Source organism: Verminephrobacter aporrectodeae subsp. tuberculatae At4 (assembly GCF_000193225.1).
In the GTDB taxonomy this organism is placed as follows: domain Bacteria; phylum Pseudomonadota; class Gammaproteobacteria; order Burkholderiales; family Burkholderiaceae_C; genus Acidovorax; species Acidovorax aporrectodeae.
The window spans coordinates 1-22924 of record NZ_AFAL01000367.1 but is presented as its reverse complement, the minus strand read 5'-3'; the positions used below and the strand labels follow the sequence as shown (position 1 = coordinate 22924).

Genomic DNA, 22924 nt, shown 5'->3' with positions numbered 1-22924 from the left:
CCAGGCTGTTGGCTCCGTCTCCGTTGCCGCCGTCGGCCACGGGGTGTCACCGTTCTTGAAGGCGAGGTAGTCGATCATGAGGGCGAGGTAGTCGTTCATGAGGACGATGTAGTCGTCTCTGAGAGTGGTGTGGAACTCCTTGAGAGCGGTGCAACCCTCCTGGAGCGCGGTGTAGTTTTCCTTGAGCGCGGTGTAGTTCTCCGTGAGAGCGGTGTAGCTCTCCTGGAGCGCGGTGTAGTCGCCAGCGAGGGTGGCGGAGTCGTTCTCGGAAGCGGTGTGCCCGTCCTTGGAGGTGGTTTCGCCGGGATCAAACATGGTGCGTTCTCCTTCTCTGGATTGACGTGGATGGATGGCCGGATCCCGCTTGGGCGTCGGCGATCTATCTGCGCCTGAACCAACACCCCATGGTGTCGCTCAAGCGCACAGGTCGAAGCGTCAGAGTCAGAACCCGGAAGCCTCTGCATCGAGCGCCTGCCCGACGATGACCAACTCGCCGCCGGCCGCGTACTTGCCGCCATCGGTGATCGGCCCGCATTGCCCGTCTTCCACCACCACCTTGCACACGGGGCCGCTGGCCGGGTTCACCCGGGGGGCGGTCTCGTCCTCCACCCAGTAGTTGGTGATTCCCTGCGCCAAGTCCACGAAGGGGCTGGAATGCTCAGTGCGGGGGCTGACGCCAACGCCTTCTTGCTCAGCTCGACGGGCATCTCCATCCCCTTGGGCAGGTCTGCGGGGGCGTGCTCCAGGCTGTTGGCTCCGTCCCCGTTGCCGCCGTCGGCCACGGGGGTGTCACCGTTCCCGGGCGTCTGTGCATCAAGCCCCTGCCCGACGATGACCAACTCGCCGCCGGCCGCGTACTTGCCGCCATCGGTGATCCGGGAGTTCGGCCCGCATCGCTCGTCTTCCATCACCACCTTGCACACGGGGCCGCTGGCAGGGTTCACCCGGGGCGCCGTCTCGTCCTCCACCCAGTAGGTGGTGCTTCCCTGCTCCAAGTCCACGGAGGGACTGAAATGCGCGGTGTGGGTGTCTGACGCCAACGCCTTCTTGCCCAGTTCGACGGGCGCCTCCATCCCCTTGGGCAGGTCTGCGGGAGCGTCTTTTTTCTCCAGGCTGGTTTTGCTGTTCGTGGATCCGTCCCCGTCCCCGCTGCCGCCGTCGGCCACGGGGGTGTCAGCACCGTTCTTGAGGGCAAGGTAGTCACTCTTGAGGGCGAGGTATTTGCTCATGAGGGCAAGGTAGTCGTCCTGGAGGGCGGTGTGTCTGTCCTTGAGGGCGGCGTAGTAGTCCTCGTCGGATGCGTAGTAGTCCTCGGGGGCGTCGTAGTCCTCGGAGGTGTAGTCGTCCTCAAACATGGTGCTTTCTCCTTCTCTGGGTTGGTGTGGATGGATGGATTGCCGGATCCCGCTTTGGCGCCGGCGATTTGCCACAGGCTGTGCCGACTGCCCAGCGTGCGATAGGGTGCCCAGCCGTCATGCACCGCGTGCCTTTGAACTGGGGCAAGGATGCCCGCTCCACGAACGCTACCGCGCCGCGTTGCTCATGCCGCCTCAGCCAACGCGGTGACTTGGTCGTGCAAATCGGGCAGATTCAGATGGAGCCGCGCTTGCAGTTCGTTGATCTGCACCGTCAGTGTCTGCACCATCGCTCATGGCTCCAGAATCAGTGCATCCCTTTCGGGTCGAACGGAGTGTGCTGAGGGTGGGGCGCTGTTGCATAAGGCCGCGGATTATGGCCTACGCTGAGGGGGTTACTGAGTGAGTAGCCCGGCGGGTCACTACGCGAAACGGGACCCTGCTGAACGCCGGATCGCTGCTGCCGATGGTGCTCACCCGGACGGCGCCAGTGCGATTACCGGGTCGCCAGGCTGAGCCTGCGCGACCAAGCCTCCCATGGCGGCGCTACAATCGAGGGCCGCATCCCAGGAGAGAGTCATGAAAACCGCTGACTTTGAAGCCGTCAAGATTGCTCGTCGTGTTGCGCACAGCCGTTTTGATCACTACTTTCGTGTTATGGCCAAGGCCAAGCCTGCGGTGCCGGAAAGAAACGAAGCCGATATGCAACGATCGGCTGCGAATAAATTGCAGAAGAAGTAAAAGCAGGCCACCCGCGGGTGGTTTTTTTCTGGAGACGAGGGAAATGCTCTACGACAAGGCCAGCGATCTCCTGCGCGAAAAGCCTGAAATCGAGGAAGAGGATGTTGGCCGCTCAGCCTTTCGTCGTGACTACGGCAGGTTGCTGCACTCGCCCAGCTTCCGTCGCCTTCAAGGCAAGACGCAACTGTTTCCCGGAAATGAGTCCGACTTTTTCCGCAACCGACTCACCCATTCGCTTGAGGTGGCGCAGATTGCAAAAGGGATTGCCCAAATCCTCAACACAACAAAACCGGAACTCGAGAACGATCCGATCGATCTCGATCTGGTGGAGTTCGCTGGCTTGGCGCATGATCTGGGGCATCCTCCGTTCGGGCATAACGGGGAGCGTGCTCTCGACGACTGCATGAAGAACAATGGCGGCTTCGAGGGGAATGCCCAGACCTTGCGAATTCTTTCATGCGTCGAAAAGAAGAAACTCCGGGACACCGATGGCAAAGACGCGGATGTATGCGGTATTTCTGCAGATGGCCATGATCGGCGGCTGGGCCTGAATCTTAGCTATCGAAGCCTTGCCTCCGTGCTCAAATATGACCAGCAGATTCCTTTGCGACGCGACGAAGGCGCATCTCTTGTGAAGGGGTACTATGCCAGCGAGAATTCTCTGGTCCAGCGCATCAAAGAGCATGTAGGCAATCCCCCAGCCCCTGGAGCATTCAAAACCATCGAATGCCAGATAATGGATATCGCTGACGATATTGCCTACTCCTCCTATGACTTGGAGGATGCAATGAAGGGCGGGTTTGCACACCCGCTCCAATTGCGGGCGCAGGTTCTCGGGGGTCAGAGCCTTATTGCAAAAAAGCTGCTTGAGAAGCTCAAGCGAGAAATCTCCAATATCACCGAGCTTGATCTCTTCAACGCAATCGACGATCTGCTGAACCTTGACGAGATGGATTCGCGCGGAGCATCCAGCAGTCTTGGCAGCTACGAGACTTCCAAGTTGGTCGCATCCGACGGAATGACCCGGTGTGCATTTTTTTCGGATCTGGTGGGAAAATTCATGCACGGTGTCGGAGCAGAGATGCAGCCCGGCAAGGACGTTCGGTTCTCCAAGATAATCGTTGATCGTGGTATCCGGATCAAGATCGAGACACTGAAGCACCTGAGCTATCTGCTGACCATCATGTCTCCCCGCCTGAAGGTGGTTGAGTACCGGGGCTACGAGGTCGTAAAAACCATATTCGATACCCTGGACTCGGAAGAAGGCCATTTGCTGCTCCCGGATGATCTTCAACTCATGTACGAAAGATTGAAGGACACAGGCTCGAGACGGCGATTGATCTGCGACTTTGTCGCCGGCATGACGGATCGCTATGCTGTCGAGTTTTACTCTCGATTGCGGGAGTCGGGTGCAAGCATTTTCAAGCCGTTATGAGGCGGTGCCGCGCTGGGCGATCTTGCTGGGTAGACCCCCGGCTCAGGGCAATTCCTTGTTTACCTCGGGCGCAGACGCGTCGCGCGGGCCTATGGTGTTGCCCAGGCGGCTTTTGAGCGACTGGGGCAGGCCCGTGAGCAGCGCGGCGTAGTTGGTGGTGTTGGACAGCACCTTCTTGACGTAGTCGCGCGTTTCGGCAAAGGGCAGGTTTTCGATCCAGATGGCGGTGTTGAGCACCGGGCCGTTGCGCCAGTTGCGCGGGCGCCCCGGGCCGGCGTTGTAGGCCGCCGCAGCCAGGGGCAGGGAGCCCGAGAAATCGTCGAGCACCAGTTTCAGGTACGTCATGCCGATGGTGATGTTCGCGTCGCGGTCGGTGATCTGGCCGGGGCTGAAGTTCGTCAGGCCGATTTGTCTGGCGGTCCAGCGGGCCGTGGCGGGCATGACCTGCATCAGCCCCGATGCGCCCGCGTGCGAGCGTGCGTCGAGCACGAAGCGGCTTTCCTGGCGGATCAGGCCGTACACGTACGCCGGGTCGATCCCGATGTCCCGGGCGCGCCCGAGCACTGCGTTGCGAAACGGCATGGGAAAGCGCTGGCCGGTGTCGACCACGCTCCGGGTGCGCTCGCTGGTGTTGATGCAGCGGTCCCACACCTCGCGCTGGCAGGCGAAGTCGGCCGCCGCGAGCAGCTCGCGGTCCGACATGCCGCCGCTCTGGTGCAGGTTGGTGGCGTAGTTCCACTCGCGCACGCCCTCGCTGCGCAGGCCCAGCGAGATGGCGTACAGCCCCCGGTTGAGCCCGGGGTTGGCGCGCGCGGCGGCCTTCTCCTCTGCCGTCAGGGGCGCGGGCGCGGGCGGCACCGAGATGCGCTCGCCCAGTTCCTCGAGCGCCAACTGCTCGTAGAAGCCCCGCGTCCCGGCAATGCCCTGCAGCAGTTGCCGGGCGCTCTCGTGCTCGGCGTCGCCGGGCTTGCCGGCGGGCAGCGCGGGGAGCGCGCGCCCTTCGAGCAAGGCGAGCGCCCTCCAGTACACCCAGGCGCTGTCCCGGCGGGCCTCGGGGCCCATGGCGTCCAGCGCCTTGGCGACGCTCCGCCAGCGGCCCGCGCGCAAGGCCGCGCGCACCTTCCAGACCAGTTGCTCGTCGCTCAGGTCGCTGTCCCGGGTGACGTTGGCAAAGTAGTCCACGGCGCGGCTGGAGAGTTTCAGCGCGGTGGCCTTGCCGATCGCGCCCCAGGCCGCGTTGCGCTCTTCGGGCGAGAGCTGCGCGCTCCATTGGCTGTCGAGTTGCCGGGCCGCACCGTCGGGGTCGCTGCCGGCCAGGCGGATCAGCGCCAGCAGCACCAGTTCCTGCCGCATGCGGCCGTGCGCCGCGCCCCGGCCGCGCAGGTATTTCTCGGGCGCATCGTGCAGTTCCTTGAGCTGCGCCAGCGCGTCGGGCGCGACGATTTCGAGCGCATTGCGCACTACGCGGGGCCGACCCGCGTCCGCGCCCAGGCGCGCCTTGCGCCAGATGTCCAGCGCGCTGAGCCTGCCCGCGCCGTACAACTCGCCTGCCGCATGCGTGCAGCCGTCGTCGGCGTCGCGCAGCGCGTACCAGTTGCTGCGCACGTCCTGCGCCAGCGCAGCGTCCGCCCGGCCCCCGATGTGTTCGATGAGCAGCGCGTAGCAGCGCACCTCGCGGTCGTCCGACATGCGGAAATGCGGGAGCTGCTCGGCAAACCGCCCCCAGTCGCGGCGCTGGCCGAGCAGCAGCAGCCAGTCGTTGCGCAGGCGGTCCTCCTGGTAGCTGCCGGCGTAGCGCTGCATGAAGGACTCGACCTCCTGCGGCGTGGCGTCCTCCAGACGGCTCCTGAGCTCCCAGTAAGCGGCCCAGGGCTCCAGCGCGTGTCCGCGCACGGCGGGCAGGAGTTGTTCGAGCTTCTTGCGCTCGCCCTTGCGGAAAGCCTGCTGCATTTCCAGCAGGGTCGCGTCGCCCTTGTTTTGCGCCCGGACAGGGGGCGCGGCGCCCGCCAGCAGGGCGCTGGCGAGAAACGGTGTCAGAATCGCTGCGGAAAATTGCATGGAAGGGATTATCGGATGGACAAAGCCGCTCTTCGGCGCGCATTGATAGCGGAGCGCATGGACCTGCCCGACCGCCTGCTGCGGGCCGAGCACCTGCGGCAGGTCATGCGCATCTGGCTGGTGAACCGGCCCGACACCGTCATTGGCGCCTATTGGCCGATCAAGGGCGAATTCGACCCCCTGCCCGCCCTGCACCGCTGGAAGGAAGACGGCGAATTGCTCGACGAACTCCAGCTGCGCCGCATCGGCCTGCCGGTGGTCGACAAGCAGAACAAGACGCTGAGCTTCCATTCCTGGCACCCCGGTTGCCCGATGGAGGAAGACGCCTACGGAATCCCCAAACCCAAGGACACCGAGGCCATCGTCCCGACGCTGATATTCGTTCCCTGCGTGGGCTATGCACCGGGCGGTTACCGGCTCGGCTACGGCGGTGGCTTCTACGACCGCACCCTGGCGACGCTGCGGCCCAGGCCGTTCGCCGTGGGCCTGGGGTTTACGCACGGCTACCTGGATGACTTCGAACCCGGGGAATTCGACCTGCCGCTGGACACCATCCTGAATGACAATGGGGTGGTCTGGCCGATCTGACGCCGGCCCGCGGATTCCGCAGCGTTGCATTCTCCCTTCCCCCTCCCTTTTTTTGCGCGACAGGCCCCAGCATGCTCAAGCTCTACATCGGCAACAAGAACTACTCCTCCTGGTCCATGCGCCCCTGGGTGCTGCTGCGCCAGGCCGGCATTGCGTTTCAGGAAGTCCGCGTGCGCTTTGACAGCTTCCAGGCCGGTTCGCAGTTCAAGCGCAGCATCGCCGCCGTGAGCCCCACGGGCAAGGTGCCCGTGCTGGAGCATGGGGATCTGCGGGTGTGGGACACGCTGGCGATCGCCGAGTACCTTGCAGAAACCCATGCCGACAAGGCCCTGTGGCCTGCGGACCCCGGGGCACGCGCCCATGCCCGCAGCCTCTGCGCCGAAATGCACAGCGGCTTTGGCGCACTGCGCGGCAGCTGCCCCATGAACATCGAAGCCCGCCTGGCCGACACCGGCGCGCTCATCTGGCGCGACCAGGCGGGCGTGCGCGCCAACGTGCAGCGCCTCGTGGACATGTGGAGCGCCTTGCTGCAGGAGCATGGCGGCCCGATGCTGTTTGGCGCGTTCTCCATCGCCGACGCCTATTTCGCCCCGTGTGCATGCGCCTTGCCACCTACGCCCTGCCCCTGCCGCCGCACATCGCAGACTACGTGCGGCGCGTGCAGGAACTGCCCGGTGTGCAGGCCTGGATCGACGACGCGCTGGCGGAGAGAGACTTCCTCGACTTTGAAGAGCCCTACCGCCTGCGCCCTGCCCAGGGCTGAGGGCTCTTGTGCAACGCAGGCTCAGAGTCGCCGTCCTAACTGTGCGAGCGCATCTGCGCGTTGGCTTTGCAGCGCCACTCCAGGTGACCGGCGGCGTGTGTTGGTCCGGACGAACCGGCCTCACCGCATGGGCTTGCCGGGTGGCGCGGGAGCAGACTGAACGATCGCTGCAATGGCCTGCGCCGTCGCCTGTGCGGCGCCGCGGTGCGCGCCGGCAAAGCGCGTGGCGCGCGCGCTGGCCGCGCCCTGTTGCGCGGCATCGTGCACCCACTGCGTGGCCAGCGCCATGCCCGCGGCCATGTGCGCAACGCGCTGCGCCGCGCCGGCCGCGCAGGCGAGTTCGGCGGCCTGGGCAAAGTTGAAGGTGTGCGGGCCGAGCAGCACGGGGCAGCCGCAGGCGGCGGCCTCTATCAGGTTCTGACCGCCCAGCGGCGCAAAGCTGCCCCCGAGCAGGGCGGCGTCGGCCAGGCCGTAGTAGAGCGCCATCTCGCCCAGAGAGTCGCCGAGCCACAGGTCCGCGGGTTCGGGCAGCGCGGCCCAGGCGCTGCGGCGCGAGACGCTCAGCCCCGCACGCTCGAACAGCTGCTGCACCGCGTCGAAGCGCTGCGGGTGGCGCGGAACGATGAGCCACTGCACGTCCGCAGCCTGGCCCGCGTCGGCGGCGGGATGCGCGCGCGCTTTCTGGAAATGCTCCAGCCACAGCGCCTCCTCGCCCTCGCGGCTGCTGGCCAGCATGAGCACCGGGCGGCCGGTCTGCGCGCGCCAGGCGCGGCCCTGCGCCAGTTGTTCGGCGTTCGGCAGCAGGTCGAACTTCAGGTTGCCGAGCACGCCGCGCACCTCGGCGCCCAGGCAGCGCAGCCGGGCTGCGTCCTCCCCGGTCTGCGCCCAGACGGCGCTCAGCGCGCCGTAGGCCGGCCTGGCCAGCGCCGCCAACCGCTGCGCCCGGCGCAAGGATTTTTCGCTCAGGCGCGCATTCGCCAGCACCAGGGGAACGCCATGCCGGCGGCAGCCCGCGACCAGGTTGGGCCAGACCTCGGTGTCCAGCAGGACGCCGACCGCAGGGCGGAAGCTGCGCAGAAAGCGCGCCACCGCGCCCGGCGTGTCCCAGGGCTGCCACACCTGCAGGTCACCGCTGCGCAGCAGTTTCTCGCCCTCGGCGCGGCCCGTGGCCGTGCCGTGCGTGAGCAAGAGGCGCATCCCGGGCAGTTGTTCGCGCAGCCGTTCGAGCAGGACGGCCGCCGCCCGGGTCTCGCCCAGGGAGACGGCGTGCAGCCACACGAGCCGGCCCGCGCTGCCGCCGGGTGCCAGCAGGCGGTCGATGGCCGCGGCGGGGTAGCGGCCAAAGCGCTCGTCCATGGCCTGCGCGTAAGCCGGCTCGGCGACGGCGCGGCGGCGCAGCTTGCGGCGCAGCAGCGGCTGCGCGCACCAGGTCAGCAGCGAATACAGCGCCCGCGCAGCGCTCATGCCGGCCGGTTGCGCACGCAGCGCGCCCGCAGCGCCGATGCGCTGCCCGTTGGCGCAGCGCTGCGTGGGGGGGCGGGGCAGGTTCATGCGGCCTGCGTCAGTGGCCGACCGCAGCCAGCTGGGCGTCGGGCTTGACCCGGAGCAGCAGGGCGCGCATCGCGGCCTCGATGCGCGCCAGGGCTTCCCGCGTGTGCCCTTCGAAGCGCAGCACCAGCACCGGCGTGGTGTTGCTCGCGCGGATCAGGCCAAAGCCGTCGGGCCAATCGACGCGCAGGCCGTCGATGGTGCTGACCGCCGCGGGCGCCGCGAACAGGCCCGGCGCCAGACCCTGCAGTTCGGCCGTCAGGCGGTGCGCCTCGCCCTCGGCGCAGGCCACGTTCAGTTCCGGCGTGGAAAAGCTGCTCGGCAAGGCGTGCAGCACCGCGCCCGGGTCGCGGCTGCGGCTCAGAATCTCCAGCAGGCGGCAGCCGGCGTAGGTGCCGTCGTCAAAGCCGTACCAGCGGTCCTTGAAGAAGATGTGGCCGCTCATCTCGCCGCCCAGGGGCGCATCGCTCTCCTTCATGCGCGCCTTGATGAGCGAGTGGCCGGTGCGAAACATCACCGGCACACCGCCTGCTGCCGCGATCGCGGGCGCCAGGCGCTGGCTGCATTTGACGTCGAAGATGACCTCGGCGCCGGGCGCGCGCGTGAGAACGTCTTGCGCAAACAGTATCAGTTGGCGGTCGGGGAAGATGTTGCTGCCGTCGCGCGTGACGATTCCCAGGCGGTCGCCGTCGCCGTCCAGGGCCAGGCCCAGTTCGGCGTCGCTGCTGCGCAGGGTCGCGATCAGGTCGCGCAGGTTCTCGGGCTTGCTCGGGTCGGGGTGGTGGTTGGGAAAGTTGCCGTCCACCTCGGAAAACAGCTCGATCACCTCGCAGCCCAGCGCGCGAAAGATGGCCGGGGCCGAAGCGCCAGCGATGCCGTTGCCGCAATCGAGAACGATCTTCACCGGGCGTGCGAGCCGGACGTCGCCGACGATGCGCTCGCGGTACGCGGGCAGCACGTCGGCGTGGCGCAGCGCGCCGCCGGGCCGCGGGAGCCAGTTGTCCTGCTCCATGGCGCGGCGCAGGTCCTGGATCTCCTCGCCGTGGATGGCCCGGCCGTCGAGCACCATCTTGAAGCCGTTGTGTTCCCGGGGGTTGTGGCTGCCGGTGACCTGAATGCCGCTGGCGCACAGGGTGCTGGCGGCAAAGTACAGCAGCGGCGTGGTCACGGGGCCCAGGTCGATGACCTCGATTCCCGCATCGATCAGTCCCTGGATCAGCGCCGCCGACAGCGCCGGGCCCGACAGCCGCCCGTCGCGCCCCACCGCCACGCAGCCCTGCCCCACAGCGTGTGCCGCCGTGCCAAAGGCGCGGCCCAGGCCCCGGGCCAGTTCGTCGGTCAGAGGCGAGGGCACGGTGCCCCGGATGTCGTAGGCTTTGAACAGGGTGCGCGCGGCTTGCACGGGAGGGGGCTTTCGCGAGAGGCTTGCAAGGGAGCGCCGCATTCTACGCAGTGTTGCGCCAGAGCCCCGATTTGCCGGCGCGACCGATGCCGTGTGCCGCCTTGCGGGGCAGGACACTATGCGTAGGCGGCGCAGAGTTCGCCCTCGGCCTGCATGGTGTCGAATGCGCTGTAGTCGGCGTGCCAGGCATTGCCGGCGCGCAGCGTCAGCTGCGCCAATTCGACGAGCGTGGCCTTGCCCTGCTGACGCAGTTGCTCGGCGCAGCGCCCGAGGTCGGGGAAATGCTGCAGCGGCTCCCACCAGACGGCGCGCCCGGCGAGGAAGCCGTGCGCGCCAGCCGCGTAGGCGTACTCCATCACGCGCACGAATTGCGGCGACGTGACGCCGGCCGACAGCATGACCCAGGGAATGCCGGCGTCCTGGCAGATGCTGCCCATCCGATCGAAGCCGTTCTGCGCGGTGGTCTGCTGCGGACTGCCGTCGCGCACCGGCAAGGCAGCACCGGGAAGCGGGCTTTCGAGCTTGAACAGGTCAACGCCATACTTCGGCTGAGCGAATTCGCGCACGCTCTCGAGCACCAGCTCGGGCATCTTCTCGGGCGACTCGACGTAGTCCACCGTGTGGCGCGCGCTCTTCGGGAAGGGGTAGACCAGCAGCTCGAGCACCAGCGGGATGTCCCAGCGCCGGCATTCCTGTCCGATCTCTTGCACATAGCGCCTCTGGTGCGCCAGCACGTCGGGCTCGGCGTCGGGGCGGTACCAGGCGAGCACCTTCACGCCGTCGCCGCCGGCGCGTTTGATCTTCTCGACGCTCCAATCGACGATGGAATGCGAAAGCCGGCCGCCGGGCGTGTCCCGAAAGCGATGGTCTTCCAAGGTCACGACCAGGCCGGTGTGTGGAGGGAGCTTTTGCAACGCGGCGGGAAACGCGTAGTTCGGATCGAACAGCATCGCGCTCGCATGCGCGCCGAGCGCATCGACCAGCAGGCGCTTGATCGCGACCATGTCGGCAAAGCCCACGTCGGCCGGCGCAATGCCGCGCTTGGCGGCGATGAGGGCGGTGATGGGCGGGCGCTGGTCCAACGCCACCATCGTGAAATGGCCCTCGGGGGTGGCCATGCGGCGCAGCCCCCATTTTTTTCCAAGTCGCAGTTCGGCAGTCACGGGGGTTTACTCCTTCAAATGGTCGAGCAAAGAGATCGCGGTCGCGAAATCAGGCACCCCCGCGCGTCCTCCCGGACGGGTGCACTTGATCGCCGCCACCGCGGCAGAGAACTGGAGCGCGCGGCGCACGGGCCAGCCGGCGCCAAGCCCAAGGGCCAGCGCGCCGTGAAACACGTCGCCGGCGCCCGTGGTATCGACGGCGTGCACCGGGAATACCGGCAGGCGCTGCACGCCATCGGCGTCGGCCCAGACCAGGCCATGCGCGCCGAGCGTGACGGCCGCGAGCCGGCAGCCATGGGCGAGAACGAAGCGCAGCCGGTCTTCGACGCTGCGCCCCGGGGGCGCGTAGCCTGCCAGACCGGGTTCGGAGAACACCGCATGGTCGGTGTGCGGCAGCAGGCCGTCGAACACTGCGGCGTCGGCCACGTCGCCGTCGAGGACGGTCGGAATGCCGTGCGCACGGGCGGCGCGAAACAGCGCCGACGCCCCCTCGGGCCAGCGCGGGTCAGCCAGCACCGCGTCGGCCTGCGCGACTTCTTCGAGCGGCAGCCAGCTTGCATCGACCGGCTGGTCGGCGCCGCGGAAGTTGACGATCATGCGTTCGCCCTGCGCATCGACCACGACGCCGGAGACCGAGGAGCGCGCGCTTTCGAACAGCCTGAACTGGCGCACGTCGACACCGAGGGCGGCGAGCTGGGCTTTCATTTCATGGCCCGCGCCGTCCTGCCCGGCGCGGCCCCAGAAGTGCACCTCGGCGCCCAATCGGGCGGCGGCCGCAGCGGCATTCGCGGCCATGCCGCCACCGCCCGTGTGCAGGTCGTCGGCGCGGGTCTTGCCTGCGCCCTTGGGCAGCGCATCGACCTTCCACGTGATGTCCAGCGCCGACAGACCCAGGCAGATCAGCCGGGGGCGCGCAAGGGCGCCATGTTGCGCGCTCGGCAGCGTCGGGGCTTTCCGTTGCATGTCGGAGTCAGCGCAGAACGGCGCCGTCGGTGGTGTGGAAGAGGTGGCTCTTGTCCATCTCGAAGCCCAGCGTGATCGCGTTGCCGGGCCGCACGGGCAGGTCTGGCTGGGCGCGCACCACGTAGCGCGTGCCGCCGCGGTCGAAGTACACCAGCGTGTCGGAGCCCAGGGGCTCGACCACGCTGACCTGCACGCGCAGTCCCGGCGCGTCGCCCGACAGCACCTGCATGTGCTCGGGCCGCACGCCGAGCGTGGCCGACCCGGTCACGCCGGCGCAGCGCGGCGGCATGGGGAACGGCGTGCCGTCGTCCATGCGCACGTGCGTGCCCTCGGCCCGTACGGCGAAGAAATTCATGGTCGGCGAGCCCATGAAGCCGGCGACGAACTGGTTCGCGGGTGACTTGTAGACTTCCTCGGGCGTGCCGAACTGCTGTACCACGCCTGCCCTGAGCACCACGATGCGATCGGCCATGGTCATGGCCTCCACCTGGTCGTGGGTGACGAAGACCATGGTGGTCCGGAGCTGTTGCGCCAGCGCCTTGATCTCCGTGCGCACCTCGCCACGCAGCTTGGCATCGAGGTTCGACAGCGGCTCGTCGAACAGGAACACCTTGGGATTGCGCACCATCGCGCGGCCCATCGCCACGCGCTGGCGCTGGCCGCCCGAGAGCGCCTTGGGCTTGCGGTCGAGGTAGGGCGCGATGCGCAGCATGCCGGCCGCGCGGTCCACGCGGCGCCGGATCTCGTCCTTCGGGGTGTTGCGCATCTCCAGGCCGAAGCCCATGTTGTCGCGCACCGTCATGTGGGGATAGAGCGCGTAGTCCTGGAACACCATCGCGATGTCGCGCTGCGCCGGCGGCACGTCGTTCACACGCCTGTCGCCGATGAAGAGATCGCCGCCGTCCACCGGCTCCAGGCCCGCGATGATGCGCAGCAGGGTGGACTTGCCGCAGCCCGAGGGGCCGACGAAGACCACGAACTCCTCGTCGCGGATGTCGAGGTCGAGCGAGGGAATCACGGACACTTCGCCGAAGCGCTTGACCAGCCCGTGCATGCGGATTGCCGCCATGCTCGTGCGCCTCAGGCAAACGCCAGCAGGGGCTTGACGAGCTCGCCCGCAGCGAAGCGGCGAAACATCTCGGGCAGCTGATGGATGCCGAACTGGGCATCGACCAGCTTGCGGTAGCGGGCCTTCCCGCTGCGCAGCAGCTCCACGTTGAGCGGGAAGTCGGACTTCGGAAAGTAGAAGGTCCGCACCATGTAGAAATCCTTGCGGCGAATCGCCTTGTTCTCCTGAACAGGCCAGGGCTTGTCGCTCTCGCCGATGAGAATGAGCACGCCGCGCGGCAGCACGATCTCCATGCCGAGGCTGCGTGCGGCGTGCGCGCCGCTGCATTCGACGATGAGCTGGAAGCGCTTGCTGGCGTCACCCGCCGGGTGCCGCCTGGCGCCGAAGGACTCGGCCAGTTGCAGCCGCTCTTCCCTCGGGTCGGACACGTGGACGTCGGTGTAGCCGATGTTCTGCAACGCGATCAGCGCGCCGATGCCGACCGGCCCCGCGCCCGTCACCAGCACCGCGCCCGTCGCCTTGGGCGGCAGCAGCGGCTGGACGAAGCGGATGCCGTGCGCCGCGGTGCCGATGGTGTCGAGCAACAGCGGCGCGAGTTCGTCTTCGATGTCGTCGGGCACGGGCAGCAGGCACTGCTCGGGCACCGCCAGGTATTCCGCGTAGCCGCCCGGACGGTTCCAGCCGATCAGCACGGATTCGCTGAGGCACATCTGGGTGTCGCCGGCCAGGCACGACGCGCAATCGCCGCAATGCACCGGGATGTAGACCAGGCAGCGCCTGCCGTCGAGCGCATGGCCCGGTTGCTGCGCCACGCCGAAGATCTCGTGGCCCGGCGTGCAGCGGGCGCCGCTGAGCCACAGCTTGGTGTCCGAACCACACAGCGCGGTGCGGCGCACGCGCAGCAGCACCTCGCCTGCGGCCGGCCGCGGCATGGGCGCCTCGCCGACGGTGATGCGCTGGTCGCCATGAAAAATTGCAGCTTGCATGAGATGTTTCCTAGCCTTTGACCGCGCCCATCGAGAGCCCGGATACGAGCCTGCGCTGGACGATGAACGCGAGAACCAGCGGCGGCAGCGCGATCAGGGTGGCCGCCGCCATCAGCGCGCCCCAGTTGGAGGCGCCCTCGCCGATGAAGTTGAAGGACGCCGCGATCAGCGTCTTGCTGTCGCCGTTCGACAGCACGAGCGCGAACAGGAAGTAGTTCCACGAGAACACGAAGGAAAGGATCGCCGCCACGACCACGCCCGGCATCACCAGCGGCAGCGCGATGCGCCACAGGATGCGTGGCACGCTGCTGCAACCGTCCACCTGCGCGCTCTCGAGCACGTTGCGCGGGATGTTGTCGAAGAAGGGCAGCAGCACCCAGATGACGATCGGCAGCGTGATCGCGGCGTGCGTGAGAATCAGCGCCCCGTAGCTGCCGATCATCCCGGCCTCGCGGAACATCACGTACCACGGCAGCAGGAAGAGCGTTCCCGGGGCCATGCGCGCGAGCAGCGTGACCGTGGCGGGCCAGGTGATGCGCGTCCACGAGACCGAGAAGGCGGCCGGAATGCCCAGCAGCAGGCCGATGGCGGTCGAGCCCAGAGTGATCACCGTGCTGTTCCAGGCGTAGTGCAGGAAGGGCGTCGTGCCGAACAGCGTGCGGTAGTTCTCGAGCGTGGGCGAGAAGATCAGCTTCGGCGGGTAGGCCGTCACCTCGGCCGAGGGCTTGAAGGACGAGAGCAGCATCCACGCGATGGGCAGCAGGATCAGCAGCGCCACGAAGGCGATCTGCAGCAGGTTCAGGCGCAGCACGAGCCGGTCGTTCATGGCGGCGTCTCCCTCACCATGCGACGCGCCTGCGCGCCTGCGTGAGCACCATCACCGCGCCGAGCACGATGGCCGACAGCGTGATCATCAGCGCGCTCGAGTAGCCGATCTCGAACAGCTCGAAGCCCTTGCGGAAGCCGTAGATGTTGAGCGTGTTCGACGCATTGCCGGGGCCGCCTTGCGTGGTGACGTAGATGATGTCGAAGAAGCGCAGCAGATCGACGCTGCGCAGGATGGCGGCCGTGACCAGCGTGGGCGCGAGCAGTGGCAGCGTGATGCGCCAGAAGGTCCTCCAGCGCGAGGCGCCATCGATCTGCGCGGCCTCGTACACGGTGGGCGGAAGCGATTGCAGGCCGCCGAGCACGATCAGCGCCACGTAGGGCGTCCACTGCCAAGTGTCGATCAGCGCCACGGTCGGGATCACCCATGCCGGCGAAGCGAGCCAGTCGGAGCGCGGCAGGCCAACGCTCTCCAGCAGGTAGTTGGCGGCGCCGATCGAGGGGTCGAGCACCACCAGCCACATCATGCCCACCACCACCGGCGGGAGCACGAAGGGCGAGATCATCAGCGTGCGCACGGTGCCCGAGAGCTTCCTCGATCCGTGCAGCAGCAACGCGACCCAGGTGCCGAGCACGAGTTGCAGCACCAGCGACAGCAGGTAGAGCGCCAGCGTGATCCGGAGCCCGTTCCAGAACTCGCCGTCGCCCGCCAGCTCGACGTAGTTCATGCCGAAGCTGAGCTTGGGCTTGTCGCCGAAGCGGTACTCGTGCAGGCTGAACCACACGGTGTAGGCGAAGGGGAAGGCGATCATCGCGGTCGTGAAGAGCACCGCCGGAAGGGAGAGAAACGCGAGTTGGCCGCGCGTGCCGATCGACTGGATCATCGATTCACCCCGCGAGAGCGCCGCCGCCGACTGCGCGCATACGATCAGTCATCAGTCCTTGGCGATCAGCGCGTCGAGCTGCTTGTCGGCGTCGGCGCAGGCTTGCGCGGGCGTCTTCTGGCCCAGCAGCAGTTCGGTTGCGGCCTGGCCGATGAAGTCGCGCGAGGCGGGGTTGGCGACGATGGGGTAGCCCACTTCGGAGGTGCCGGTGCGGCTCAGCTCATTCACGGCCGCGACCCACTCGGCGCGCACCGGCTGCTCGTCCATCCACGCCTTGTAGCCCGGTGACTTGGCCACCGCCGAGCGCGCAGGCGCTACGCCATCGAGCGCCAGCTTGGCCTGGATGGCGGGGCTGGTGGCCCACTGCACGAAGTACCAGGCGGCTTCCTTGTGCCTGCTGTGCGCCGACACCGACATCGTCCAGCCGATCACGGTGGGGTGCGAGCCGCCCGGGCCCGCGGGCAGCACGGCGACCGCGGTGTCGTTCAGGCGCGCGCCGCCGTCCATCAGGTTGCGCAGCTCGTTCGACGACTCGAAGGCCATCGCCGCCCGGCCTTCCTTGTAGAGCGAGGAGGTCTGATAGAAGTTGTAGTTCACGACGCCGGGCGGTCCGTAGTCCTTGAGCAGCTTGGCGTACAGCGCCAGCGAGGCCTGGCCTTCCTTGCTGCAGAGCTGCGACTTGCCATCCCTGAGGTACTGCCCGCCCATGTTGTGCAGGAACACGCTGTACGTGAAGGGAAGGGCGGACCTGAGGCCGCGCGAAACGAAAGGCGTGACGCCAGGCACGCAGCGCTTGAGCTGCGCAGACACCGCGTCGAGCTCGGGCAGGCTCTTGGGCAGCGTGACGCCGCATTTCTGGAACAGGTCCTTGCGGTAGTAGAGCACCGGGCCCTCGACGTTCATCGGGATGCCGCTGAGCTGCTGGTCGTAGGTGGCGTCCTTGAGCATGCCGGCGCTGAGGTCGGCAAAGTCGTAGTCCTTGGCGCTGGCGTTCCGCACCAGGTCCGAGAGATTCGCGTACCAGCCGGCCCTGGCGAACTGCATGCCCTCGCGCGAGGGCAGCGACATGAACACGTCAACCTCGTCGCTGCGCGCGTTCATCACCGTGACCAGGCGCTGGCGCATCTGCTGCTCCTGGTAGGAATCGACCTTGAGCACCATGCCGGTCTGCTGCTCGAAGTCGGCCTTGTACTTGAGCAGCGCGTTGGCCACCGGGTTGTTGTTTGCAAGGAAGGTCAGGGTCTTGCCCTGGTGCTTCCTCCAGTGGAACTCCTGCGCGCAGGCGCCGCCGGCGCACGCGGACGCGACGGCGAAGGCCACGGCGCAAGCGGCCGGACGGCGGAAGTCTGGGTTCATTTCTTGTCTCCTGTGGCGTCTCGATGGCAGGCCATCGAAACGCGCGAATTGTTATGTAACCGTTTACAAAATTATCCGAACCAACGCAGCGGGTGTCAACGCGCAATGGCTGGATATTTCGCGCTCGTTGATAGGTGATTTCCCTTGAAATTGCCGAAAAACAGCCAGGTATCGTTTCCTGTAAACTGTTTCATCATGAAGCCGAAATCCGTGGGAATCCGGGACGTTGCCAAGCACGTGGGCGTGTCCACGGCTTCGATTTCGCGCACGCTCAACAACCCGGAGTCGGTGCGCCCCGAGCTGCGCGTGCGCATCGACGCGGCCATCGCCGAGCTGGGCTACATCCCCGACGCGGCGGCGCGGGCGCTGTCGTCGCGGCGCACGCGCACCATCGGCGCGATCATCCCGACGGTGGACAACGCCATGTTCGCGCGCGGCATCGAGGCGTTGCAGACCTACCTGTCGTTGCAGGGCTACCTGCTGCTCCTGTCCACCAGCGACTACGACCCCGAGACCGAGGCGCGCCAGGCCCAGAACATGGTGAGCCGCGGCATCGATGGCTTGATCCTGCGCGGCGACACGCATACCGATGCGCTGCGGCGGCTACTGGCCTCGCAGCGCATTCCTTTCATCAACGTGGGCGTCTACCACCCCGAAAAGCCGTATGCCTCCGTCGGCGGCAACAACGAGGCTGCGGCATGGCGTGCCTGCCGCTACCTGATCGAGTTGGGCCACCGGAAGATCGGCATGGTCGCGGCCCTCTCTGCGAACAACGACCGTGCGACGGCGCGCGTGGCGGGCGTGCGCCGCGCGCTCGCGCAGGGCGGCTTGTCGCTCCGGCCCGAGTGGTACATCGAGGTGCCCTACCACCTCGATGACGCGCGGCAGGGTGCGCGCGCGCTGCTGTCCGCGTCGGACTGGCCCACGGCCGTGGTTTGCGGCAACGACGTGATCGCCTACGGCGTGGTGCTCGAGGTCGAGCGTCGTGGCCTGAACGTGCCGGGCGACCTGTCCGTGATGGGCTTCGACGACCTCGAATGGAGCCGGCACCTGCGCCCCAGCCTCAGCACCATACACGTGCCCACCGACGAGGTCTGGACGCGTGCCGGGGAGTATTTGGTCAAGTCGCTCGCGGGGCGGCCGGTGGCATTGCACCATGAAGTCGATGTCTCCCTCGTGGTTCGGGAGTCGACGGCAAGGCCCCGGCGGGCGCCCTTGCGTAAGAATCCCATTCAGGCACATCGCTCATGACGGAGGATTTCTTGGACTACGCCGAGCTCACAGACGGGACGCGATCCATCGCGGCGCACGATGAATGCAGTGCAATCGACGAAGGACCCCTCAAAAAATGACTAGCTCATCGCTCGCGGGCCGTTCGGGCATTCCGCTGCTCTATCGCGAAGTCAAGAAGCAACTCATTGCAGATATCCAGTCGGGAGCCGTTGCGCCCGGCGGCGCACTGCCCAACGAAAGCGATTTGGCGAAACGCTTCGATGTCTCCATCGGCACGGTGCGCCGTGCGGTCGATGAGTTGGTGGCCGACAACATACTCGTGCGGCAGCAGGGCCGCGGCACCTTCGTCGGGCGCCTGGATCGTGCACGCTTCATGTTCCAGTTCTTCAAGATCGCCGCGCGCGACGGGACGCGGGAGTTTCCCCAGGTACGCCTGCATTCGTTCGCCAGGTCGCGCGCGACCCCGGCAGAGGCGAGGGCTCTGGCCCTGCAGGGGGCCGCGCCCGTCTTTCGGATAGAGAACATCCTGGCGCTCCAGGGGCGGCCGGTGATCCACGACCATATCGTGATCGCCGCGGCGCTGTTCCCGGGCCTGGGCAAGAGAATGTTCGAGCAACGCGCAGGGACCGTGTACGAGCTCTATCAGAGCGCCTTTGGCCTGACGATCGTGGGCGCAGACGAGCGCGTGCGCGCGCAGGCCGCGGGCGAGAGCAGCGCCCGGCTGCTGGGTCTGTCCCCCGGGGATTCGGTACTCCGCATCGAGCGTCTGGCGCTCACCTTCGATAACAAGCCGGCGGAGTTTCGCGTGTCCATTGTGGACACGCGGGAGTTCGACTACGTCTCCAGCGCGCAGCCAACGGCATGACGGACCGCGCGGCCAGGGCGCGCCGTTTGCTCCAGGCGGGCACGCGCAGGCATGACGCAGGCATGACGCAGGCCACCTGCTCAGGGCGCAGCGGGGGGCAGTCGCCTTGCCGGGCCGGTCGATTCCCGGACGATCAACGCAACCTCCACCTCGGTGCTGCGGGGCGGTGTCTCTCCGGCCAAGGTCGCGAGCAAGCGGTCGGCCGCGGTGGACCACATCGTCTCCGTCGGCACGCGCATCGTGGTGAGCGCTGGCTGCAAGTGGCTGGCCATTTCCAGATCGTCGAAGCCGACGATGGAGAGATCCTTCGGCACTTCCAGGCCCATGCAGCGCGATTCCAGCAACGCGCCAAAGGCGAGTACGTCGTTGCCGCAAACGATCGCGGTGGGCGCGGGACGGTGGGCCATCAGTTGACGCAGGCCCTCGCGCGCTTCGGATAGGCCGTATGGACGCTCCACGACACGCGCAGGCGGCAGTTCGAGCCCGATCGACGCAAGCGCCTGCCGCACGCCCGCCAAGCGCTGTGCGGCGCGATCGTTGAATTGCGTGATCCCCGCCAGCATGGCGATGCGGCGGTGACCGAGGTCGATCAGGTACCGGGTGGCCCGGGCCGTGGCCGCTGCGTTGTCGAAGCCCACGCTCAGCAGCGCGCAATCCGGCTGGTGCACCATGACGTGTACGCAGGGCAGGCCGCGTTTTTGCAAAAAATGCAGGAGATCGGGGTGCTGGCTGAAGCCGCACAAGGCCAACGCGTCCACGCCCCGGGTGACCAAATTCACGGCCTGCCGCGTCTCGCTGCCCGGGTCATACCCGCTGGTCGCAATCAGCAAATGCACTTCTGACAGCGCAAGACGCCGCTGCAATGCGTCGATGGCCTGGGCGAAGATGGCGTTGTCCACGGTCGGGAAGACGGCTCCCACCGTTCCCGTGCGGTGCAACATCAGCGCCCGCGCTCCGGCGTGGGGAACGTAGCCCAGGCGGGCGACTGCCCCGAGAACGTTCTTGCGCAGCGCTTCGCGGACCGCGCCGGGCTGGTTCAGAACGCGCGAGACCGTGGCGGTGGAGACGCCTGCCATCTGCGCCACATCGTCGATGGTCGGGCGCTTGTTTTCTCGAGTATCCATGCTGGGACTGTATGCGTTTACAAGCGATTTTGACACCCGATGACCCGGGGAAATCCCCTAAAAGATAGGCGATCCTATCGGTTGACGCTGCTCTCCTCAGCGCAGATACTGCAAGCGCTTACAAAACAGAGACCCCCACGTGACCCCTGCACAGCCGATGCATCAGCGCCGAATCGCCGCAGGTTCGGGCCCGAGTTCCGGCGTTGCGCTATTCCTGGGGTCGGCATCGCGTGCACTCAGCGCCATCGGTGCGCTGCTATTCGTCTGGTGGGCCGCCACCGACGGCACGGGCCTCGTCTCCAGCGTTCGCTTTCCTTCCCCTTCGGAGACGTGGGTCGCCTGGCAGCAGATCCTGTGGGAAGGCTACGGCAGCGCCCGGTGGCATGAGCACGTGATCCGCAGCGTGGCGCTGGTGACGCTGGGCTTTGCCGCCTCCGCGTCGCTCGGGGTCGCGCTGGGCCTCGCCATGGGCTCCAGTCGAACGATCGAGGCCCTGGTCAATCCGGCATTTCTCTTCCTGCGACCGATCCCTCCGCTCGCCTGGATTCCGCTGGCAATCGTCTGGCTCGGGCTCGGGGACTCGGCCAAGGGGATGGTGATCTTTGTGGCCGCGTTCGTGCCCTCGGTGATCAACAGTTTCAGCGGCGTGCGCCAGATCGACGCGCCCTTGCTCGAGGCCAGCGCGATGCTGGACGTGCGCGGGTGGCGTTATTGGCGGGAGGTCCTGATTCCCGGCGCCTTGCCGAGCATCTTTACCGGCCTGCGTTTGTCGCTGCAAGCATCCTGGACAACGCTGGTGGCCGCCGAACTGGTGGGTGCCGTCGCCGGCTTGGGGCAGATCCTGAATCAGGGCGCACAAGACATCTACACCGCGATGATTCTCGTCGGCATGATCAGTGTGGCGTCGTGCGGGTGGCTGATGACGCTCGCCTTGGGCTGGGTGGAGCGTCGCGCCATGCCCTGGAGGGCGCACTGATGGTGCCAGCACGCCTGCCTGCGACCCGCTTGCGGATGCTCAGCCTGCTGGGCGCCGCCGGCCTTGTCCTGTTCTGGAGTGTTGCCGCTGCCTCGGGGATCGTGCCGCGGACCTTCCTGCCCACGCTCCGGGATGTCCTCTTGCGCCTCATCGAGCTGACGCACCAACCCTTCGCCGGCAATACCCTGCAAAATCATTTGCTCTCCAGCTTGGGAAGATTTGCGTTCGGCTTCGCCCTCGCAGTCGTCGTCGGAATTCCGCTGGGCCTGCTCATGGCGTGGTTCCGGGCGATCGACAGGATCGTGGCACCCGTCTTCGAGGCCGTTCGTTTCGTTGCACCGATTGCCTGGATGCCCTTTGCCGCACTTTGGTTCGGCACGGGGATCGGCGGCCCCGTGCTGATCATCTTCCTGGGTGCCTTCCCTCCGGTGCTGATCAACACCTACCGCGGCGCCCAGTTCGTGGATCGCAAATACATCGAAGCTTCGCGCATGCTCGGTGCAGGTGCGTGGCGCGGCATCACCCAGGTCATGCTCCCGGCGGCCCTGCCGTCAATTGTTTCGGGCCTGCGAATTTCCGCAGGGCTTGGCTGGCAGTCCTTGGTCGGCGCCGAACTGATCGTCGCGTCCAGCGGGGTTGGCTACCTCATGGTCAAAGGACAGGCCGGTCTTTCGACCGCAACGGTGATGAGCGGGATGATCGCCATCGGCATCGTCGGCTCCGCCATCGATGCGCTGCTGCGCCGCATGCAACGAGCCATGGAAGCCCGCCGAGGCCTTTGAGCGCCAAGGCACGAACACCAGCGAAGGAGACATACATATGGCGACGATCGAATTCAACAACGTCGGGCGCACGTTCCACCAGGGCGGCCAGAGCTTCGTTGCGCTCAAGGGGGTCAACCTGGAGGTCGGAGACCGCGAGTTCGTGGCCATCGTCGGACCTTCGGGATGCGGGAAGACCACGTGCATGCGCATGGCCGCTGGGCTGGAGCAGCCCAGCGCAGGCAACGTCCGGGTGGACCGGGAAGTGATCACGAAGCCTGGACCGGACCGGGCCGTGGTTTTCCAGCAGTTTGCGCTGTTCCCATGGAAGACGGTCTGGGAGAACATCGAATTCGGCTTGCACGCGTTGCGCGTTCCCGCCAAGGAGTGCACGCAGCGCATCGAGCAGTACATCGCCCTGATGGGCCTCAGCGGCTACGAAAAGGCATTTCCCCACCAACTGTCTGGCGGGATGCAGCAGCGTGTGGCAATCGCCCGCGCCTACGTTCTCGACCCGAAGGTCCTGCTGATGGACGAGCCCTTCGGTGCCCTGGACGCGCAGACCCGGGTGGCCATGCAGGAGGAACTCGTGCGGCTGGCACGCCGGCACCCGCGGACGGTGCTGTTCATTACCCACGCGGTGGACGAGGCGGTCTACCTGGCCGACAGGGTCGTCGTCATGTCCAGGCGCCCCGGAACGGTGCGCGAAATCATCGACGTCAAGTCCATTCGGGAGGCAGAGCAATGGGACGCTTTGCCGTGCATCGAGGACGTGATGGATCAGCCGGCGTTCGTCCGCCTGCGCACCCAAATAGTCTTACTGTGTTAG

Annotated in this window: 21 protein-coding genes and 2 pseudogenes; 9 read left to right on the top strand and 14 right to left on the bottom strand. The window is 66.8% G+C overall.

Annotated elements, in window-relative coordinates:
• From VTU_RS26600 to VTU_RS0108755, 3 genes and pseudogenes are all read right to left on the bottom strand, one after another.
• A pseudogene (locus VTU_RS26600) lies at positions 1–315 on the bottom strand (hypothetical protein); the annotation flags it as partial.
• A 126-nt stretch (positions 316–441) separates the two neighbouring features.
• Complete coding sequence (locus tag VTU_RS32650; protein ID WP_138927826.1) at positions 442–636, bottom strand: hypothetical protein; 195 nt, start codon at positions 634–636, stop codon at positions 442–444.
• Complete coding sequence (locus VTU_RS0108755) at positions 582–1355, bottom strand: hypothetical protein (protein WP_010103340.1); 774 nt, start codon at positions 1353–1355, stop codon at positions 582–584. Before VTU_RS0108755 ends, VTU_RS32650 begins: the two co-directional genes overlap by 55 nt.
• A gap of 579 nt (positions 1356–1934) precedes the next feature.
• Between VTU_RS0108755 and VTU_RS33545 the strand changes: the two genes are divergently transcribed.
• Together VTU_RS33545 and dgt are read left to right on the top strand one after the other, a co-directional pair.
• The gene (locus VTU_RS33545; RefSeq protein WP_169315380.1) at positions 1935–2096 is read left to right on the top strand and encodes a hypothetical protein; all 162 of its coding nucleotides are present in this window, start codon (positions 1935–1937) and stop codon (positions 2094–2096) included.
• A 43-nt stretch (positions 2097–2139) separates the two neighbouring features.
• Complete coding sequence (dgt, locus tag VTU_RS0108745) at positions 2140–3531, top strand: dGTP triphosphohydrolase (RefSeq protein WP_010103338.1); 1392 nt, start codon at positions 2140–2142, stop codon at positions 3529–3531.
• A 42-nt stretch (positions 3532–3573) separates the two neighbouring features.
• On the opposite strand, the gene VTU_RS0108740 is transcribed toward dgt, so the two are convergent.
• Positions 3574–5589: a lytic transglycosylase domain-containing protein gene (locus VTU_RS0108740; RefSeq protein WP_029554223.1), complete on the bottom strand. Its 2016-nt coding sequence runs from the start codon at positions 5587–5589 to the stop codon at positions 3574–3576.
• A gap of 15 nt (positions 5590–5604) precedes the next feature.
• Here VTU_RS0108740 and VTU_RS0108735 point away from each other — a divergent pair, with 15 nt between their 5' ends.
• Both VTU_RS0108735 and VTU_RS26595 read left to right on the top strand, forming a co-directional pair.
• Complete coding sequence (locus VTU_RS0108735) at positions 5605–6177, top strand: 5-formyltetrahydrofolate cyclo-ligase (protein ID WP_010103336.1); 573 nt, start codon at positions 5605–5607, stop codon at positions 6175–6177.
• Positions 6178–6248: 71 nt separating this feature from the next.
• Positions 6249–6940: pseudogene (locus VTU_RS26595) on the top strand (glutathione S-transferase family protein).
• Positions 6941–7060: 120 nt separating this feature from the next.
• Here the strand turns inward: VTU_RS26595 and VTU_RS0108725 are convergent.
• The 9 genes from VTU_RS0108725 to VTU_RS0108685 all read right to left on the bottom strand — a co-directional run bounded on the left by VTU_RS0108725 (position 7061) and on the right by VTU_RS0108685 (position 17136).
• Entirely contained in the window at positions 7061–8404 is a 1344-nt protein-coding gene (locus VTU_RS0108725; RefSeq protein ID WP_029554222.1) for a 3-deoxy-D-manno-octulosonic acid transferase, read from the bottom strand.
• Between the two features lie 97 nt (positions 8405–8501).
• The gene (locus VTU_RS0108720) at positions 8502–9932 is read right to left on the bottom strand and encodes a phosphomannomutase/phosphoglucomutase (RefSeq protein ID WP_081479762.1); all 1431 of its coding nucleotides are present in this window, start codon (positions 9930–9932) and stop codon (positions 8502–8504) included.
• A 74-nt stretch (positions 9933–10006) separates the two neighbouring features.
• Positions 10007–11053, bottom strand: coding sequence for a tagatose 1,6-diphosphate aldolase (locus tag VTU_RS0108715; RefSeq protein WP_236610684.1), 1047 nt, complete (start codon positions 11051–11053; stop codon positions 10007–10009).
• 6 nt (positions 11054–11059) lie between these two features.
• Complete coding sequence (locus VTU_RS0108710) at positions 11060–12016, bottom strand: PfkB family carbohydrate kinase (RefSeq protein WP_010103331.1); 957 nt, start codon at positions 12014–12016, stop codon at positions 11060–11062.
• A gap of 7 nt (positions 12017–12023) precedes the next feature.
• Entirely contained in the window at positions 12024–13085 is a 1062-nt protein-coding gene (locus VTU_RS0108705; RefSeq protein ID WP_010103329.1) for an ABC transporter ATP-binding protein, read from the bottom strand.
• 11 nt (positions 13086–13096) lie between these two features.
• Positions 13097–14071, bottom strand: a complete 975-nt coding sequence (locus VTU_RS0108700; protein WP_010103328.1) for an alcohol dehydrogenase catalytic domain-containing protein — start codon at positions 14069–14071, stop codon at positions 13097–13099.
• Positions 14072–14081: 10 nt separating this feature from the next.
• Positions 14082–14897, bottom strand: coding sequence for a carbohydrate ABC transporter permease (locus VTU_RS0108695; RefSeq protein WP_010103327.1), 816 nt, complete (start codon positions 14895–14897; stop codon positions 14082–14084).
• Between the two features lie 13 nt (positions 14898–14910).
• Positions 14911–15780 carry a carbohydrate ABC transporter permease gene (locus tag VTU_RS0108690; RefSeq protein ID WP_010103325.1) on the bottom strand — a complete coding sequence of 290 codons (870 nt, stop codon included), beginning with the start codon at positions 15778–15780 and terminating at the stop codon, positions 14911–14913.
• Between the two features lie 51 nt (positions 15781–15831).
• Positions 15832–17136: an ABC transporter substrate-binding protein gene (locus VTU_RS0108685; RefSeq protein WP_010103323.1), complete on the bottom strand. Its 1305-nt coding sequence runs from the start codon at positions 17134–17136 to the stop codon at positions 15832–15834.
• Between the two features lie 195 nt (positions 17137–17331).
• On the opposite strand from VTU_RS0108685, the gene VTU_RS0108680 reads away from it, so the two are divergent.
• Entirely contained in the window at positions 17332–18387 is a 1056-nt protein-coding gene (locus VTU_RS0108680) for a LacI family DNA-binding transcriptional regulator (RefSeq protein ID WP_010103321.1), read from the top strand.
• A 97-nt stretch (positions 18388–18484) separates the two neighbouring features.
• Positions 18485–19234: a GntR family transcriptional regulator gene (locus VTU_RS0108670; protein WP_010103316.1), complete on the top strand. Its 750-nt coding sequence runs from the start codon at positions 18485–18487 to the stop codon at positions 19232–19234.
• Between the two features lie 80 nt (positions 19235–19314).
• Here the strand turns inward: VTU_RS0108670 and VTU_RS0108665 are convergent, their stop codons facing one another.
• Positions 19315–20358, bottom strand: a complete 1044-nt coding sequence (locus tag VTU_RS0108665) for a LacI family DNA-binding transcriptional regulator (RefSeq protein ID WP_010103315.1) — start codon at positions 20356–20358, stop codon at positions 19315–19317.
• A 157-nt stretch (positions 20359–20515) separates the two neighbouring features.
• On the opposite strand from VTU_RS0108665, the gene VTU_RS0108660 reads away from it, so the two are divergent.
• The 3 genes from VTU_RS0108660 to VTU_RS0108650 are packed head-to-tail and all read left to right on the top strand — an operon-like array spanning position 20516 to position 22924.
• The gene (locus tag VTU_RS0108660; protein WP_010103314.1) at positions 20516–21334 is read left to right on the top strand and encodes an ABC transporter permease; all 819 of its coding nucleotides are present in this window, start codon (positions 20516–20518) and stop codon (positions 21332–21334) included.
• A gap of 35 nt (positions 21335–21369) precedes the next feature.
• The gene (locus VTU_RS0108655) at positions 21370–22116 is read left to right on the top strand and encodes an ABC transporter permease (RefSeq protein WP_236610683.1); all 747 of its coding nucleotides are present in this window, start codon (positions 21370–21372) and stop codon (positions 22114–22116) included.
• 37 nt (positions 22117–22153) lie between these two features.
• Positions 22154–22924, top strand: coding sequence for an ABC transporter ATP-binding protein (locus VTU_RS0108650; RefSeq protein WP_010103312.1), 771 nt, complete (start codon positions 22154–22156; stop codon positions 22922–22924).

Excerpts from the sequence above, each read along its gene's own strand:
- VTU_RS0108735 (WP_010103336.1), top strand. The coding sequence starts at position 5,605 with ATGGACAAAGCCGCTCTTCGGCGCGCATTGATAGCGGAGCGCATGGAC.
- VTU_RS0108680 (WP_010103321.1), top strand. The coding sequence starts at position 17,332 with ATGAAGCCGAAATCCGTGGGAATCCGGGACGTTGCCAAGCACGTGGGC.
- VTU_RS0108710 (WP_010103331.1), bottom strand. The coding sequence starts at position 12,016 with ATGCAACGGAAAGCCCCGACGCTGCCGAGCGCGCAACATGGCGCCCTT.
- VTU_RS0108720 (WP_081479762.1), bottom strand. The coding sequence starts at position 9,932 with ATGCGGCGCTCCCTTGCAAGCCTCTCGCGAAAGCCCCCTCCCGTGCAA.
- VTU_RS0108665 (WP_010103315.1), bottom strand. The coding sequence starts at position 20,358 with ATGGATACTCGAGAAAACAAGCGCCCGACCATCGACGATGTGGCGCAG.
- VTU_RS0108700 (WP_010103328.1), bottom strand. The coding sequence starts at position 14,071 with ATGCAAGCTGCAATTTTTCATGGCGACCAGCGCATCACCGTCGGCGAG.
- VTU_RS0108685 (WP_010103323.1), bottom strand. The coding sequence starts at position 17,136 with ATGAACCCAGACTTCCGCCGTCCGGCCGCTTGCGCCGTGGCCTTCGCC.
- dgt (WP_010103338.1), top strand. The coding sequence starts at position 2,140 with ATGCTCTACGACAAGGCCAGCGATCTCCTGCGCGAAAAGCCTGAAATC.
- VTU_RS0108755 (WP_010103340.1), bottom strand. The coding sequence starts at position 1,355 with ATGTTTGAGGACGACTACACCTCCGAGGACTACGACGCCCCCGAGGAC.
- VTU_RS0108705 (WP_010103329.1), bottom strand. The coding sequence starts at position 13,085 with ATGGCGGCAATCCGCATGCACGGGCTGGTCAAGCGCTTCGGCGAAGTG.
- VTU_RS0108650 (WP_010103312.1), top strand. The coding sequence starts at position 22,154 with ATGGCGACGATCGAATTCAACAACGTCGGGCGCACGTTCCACCAGGGC.
- VTU_RS0108725 (WP_029554222.1), bottom strand. The coding sequence starts at position 8,404 with ATGAGCGCTGCGCGGGCGCTGTATTCGCTGCTGACCTGGTGCGCGCAG.
- VTU_RS0108670 (WP_010103316.1), top strand. The coding sequence starts at position 18,485 with ATGACTAGCTCATCGCTCGCGGGCCGTTCGGGCATTCCGCTGCTCTAT.
- VTU_RS0108655 (WP_236610683.1), top strand. The coding sequence starts at position 21,370 with ATGCTCAGCCTGCTGGGCGCCGCCGGCCTTGTCCTGTTCTGGAGTGTT.
- VTU_RS0108695 (WP_010103327.1), bottom strand. The coding sequence starts at position 14,897 with ATGAACGACCGGCTCGTGCTGCGCCTGAACCTGCTGCAGATCGCCTTC.
- VTU_RS0108660 (WP_010103314.1), top strand. The coding sequence starts at position 20,516 with ATGCATCAGCGCCGAATCGCCGCAGGTTCGGGCCCGAGTTCCGGCGTT.
- VTU_RS33545 (WP_169315380.1), top strand. The coding sequence starts at position 1,935 with ATGAAAACCGCTGACTTTGAAGCCGTCAAGATTGCTCGTCGTGTTGCG.
- VTU_RS0108740 (WP_029554223.1), bottom strand. The coding sequence starts at position 5,589 with ATGCAATTTTCCGCAGCGATTCTGACACCGTTTCTCGCCAGCGCCCTG.
- VTU_RS0108690 (WP_010103325.1), bottom strand. The coding sequence starts at position 15,780 with ATGATCCAGTCGATCGGCACGCGCGGCCAACTCGCGTTTCTCTCCCTT.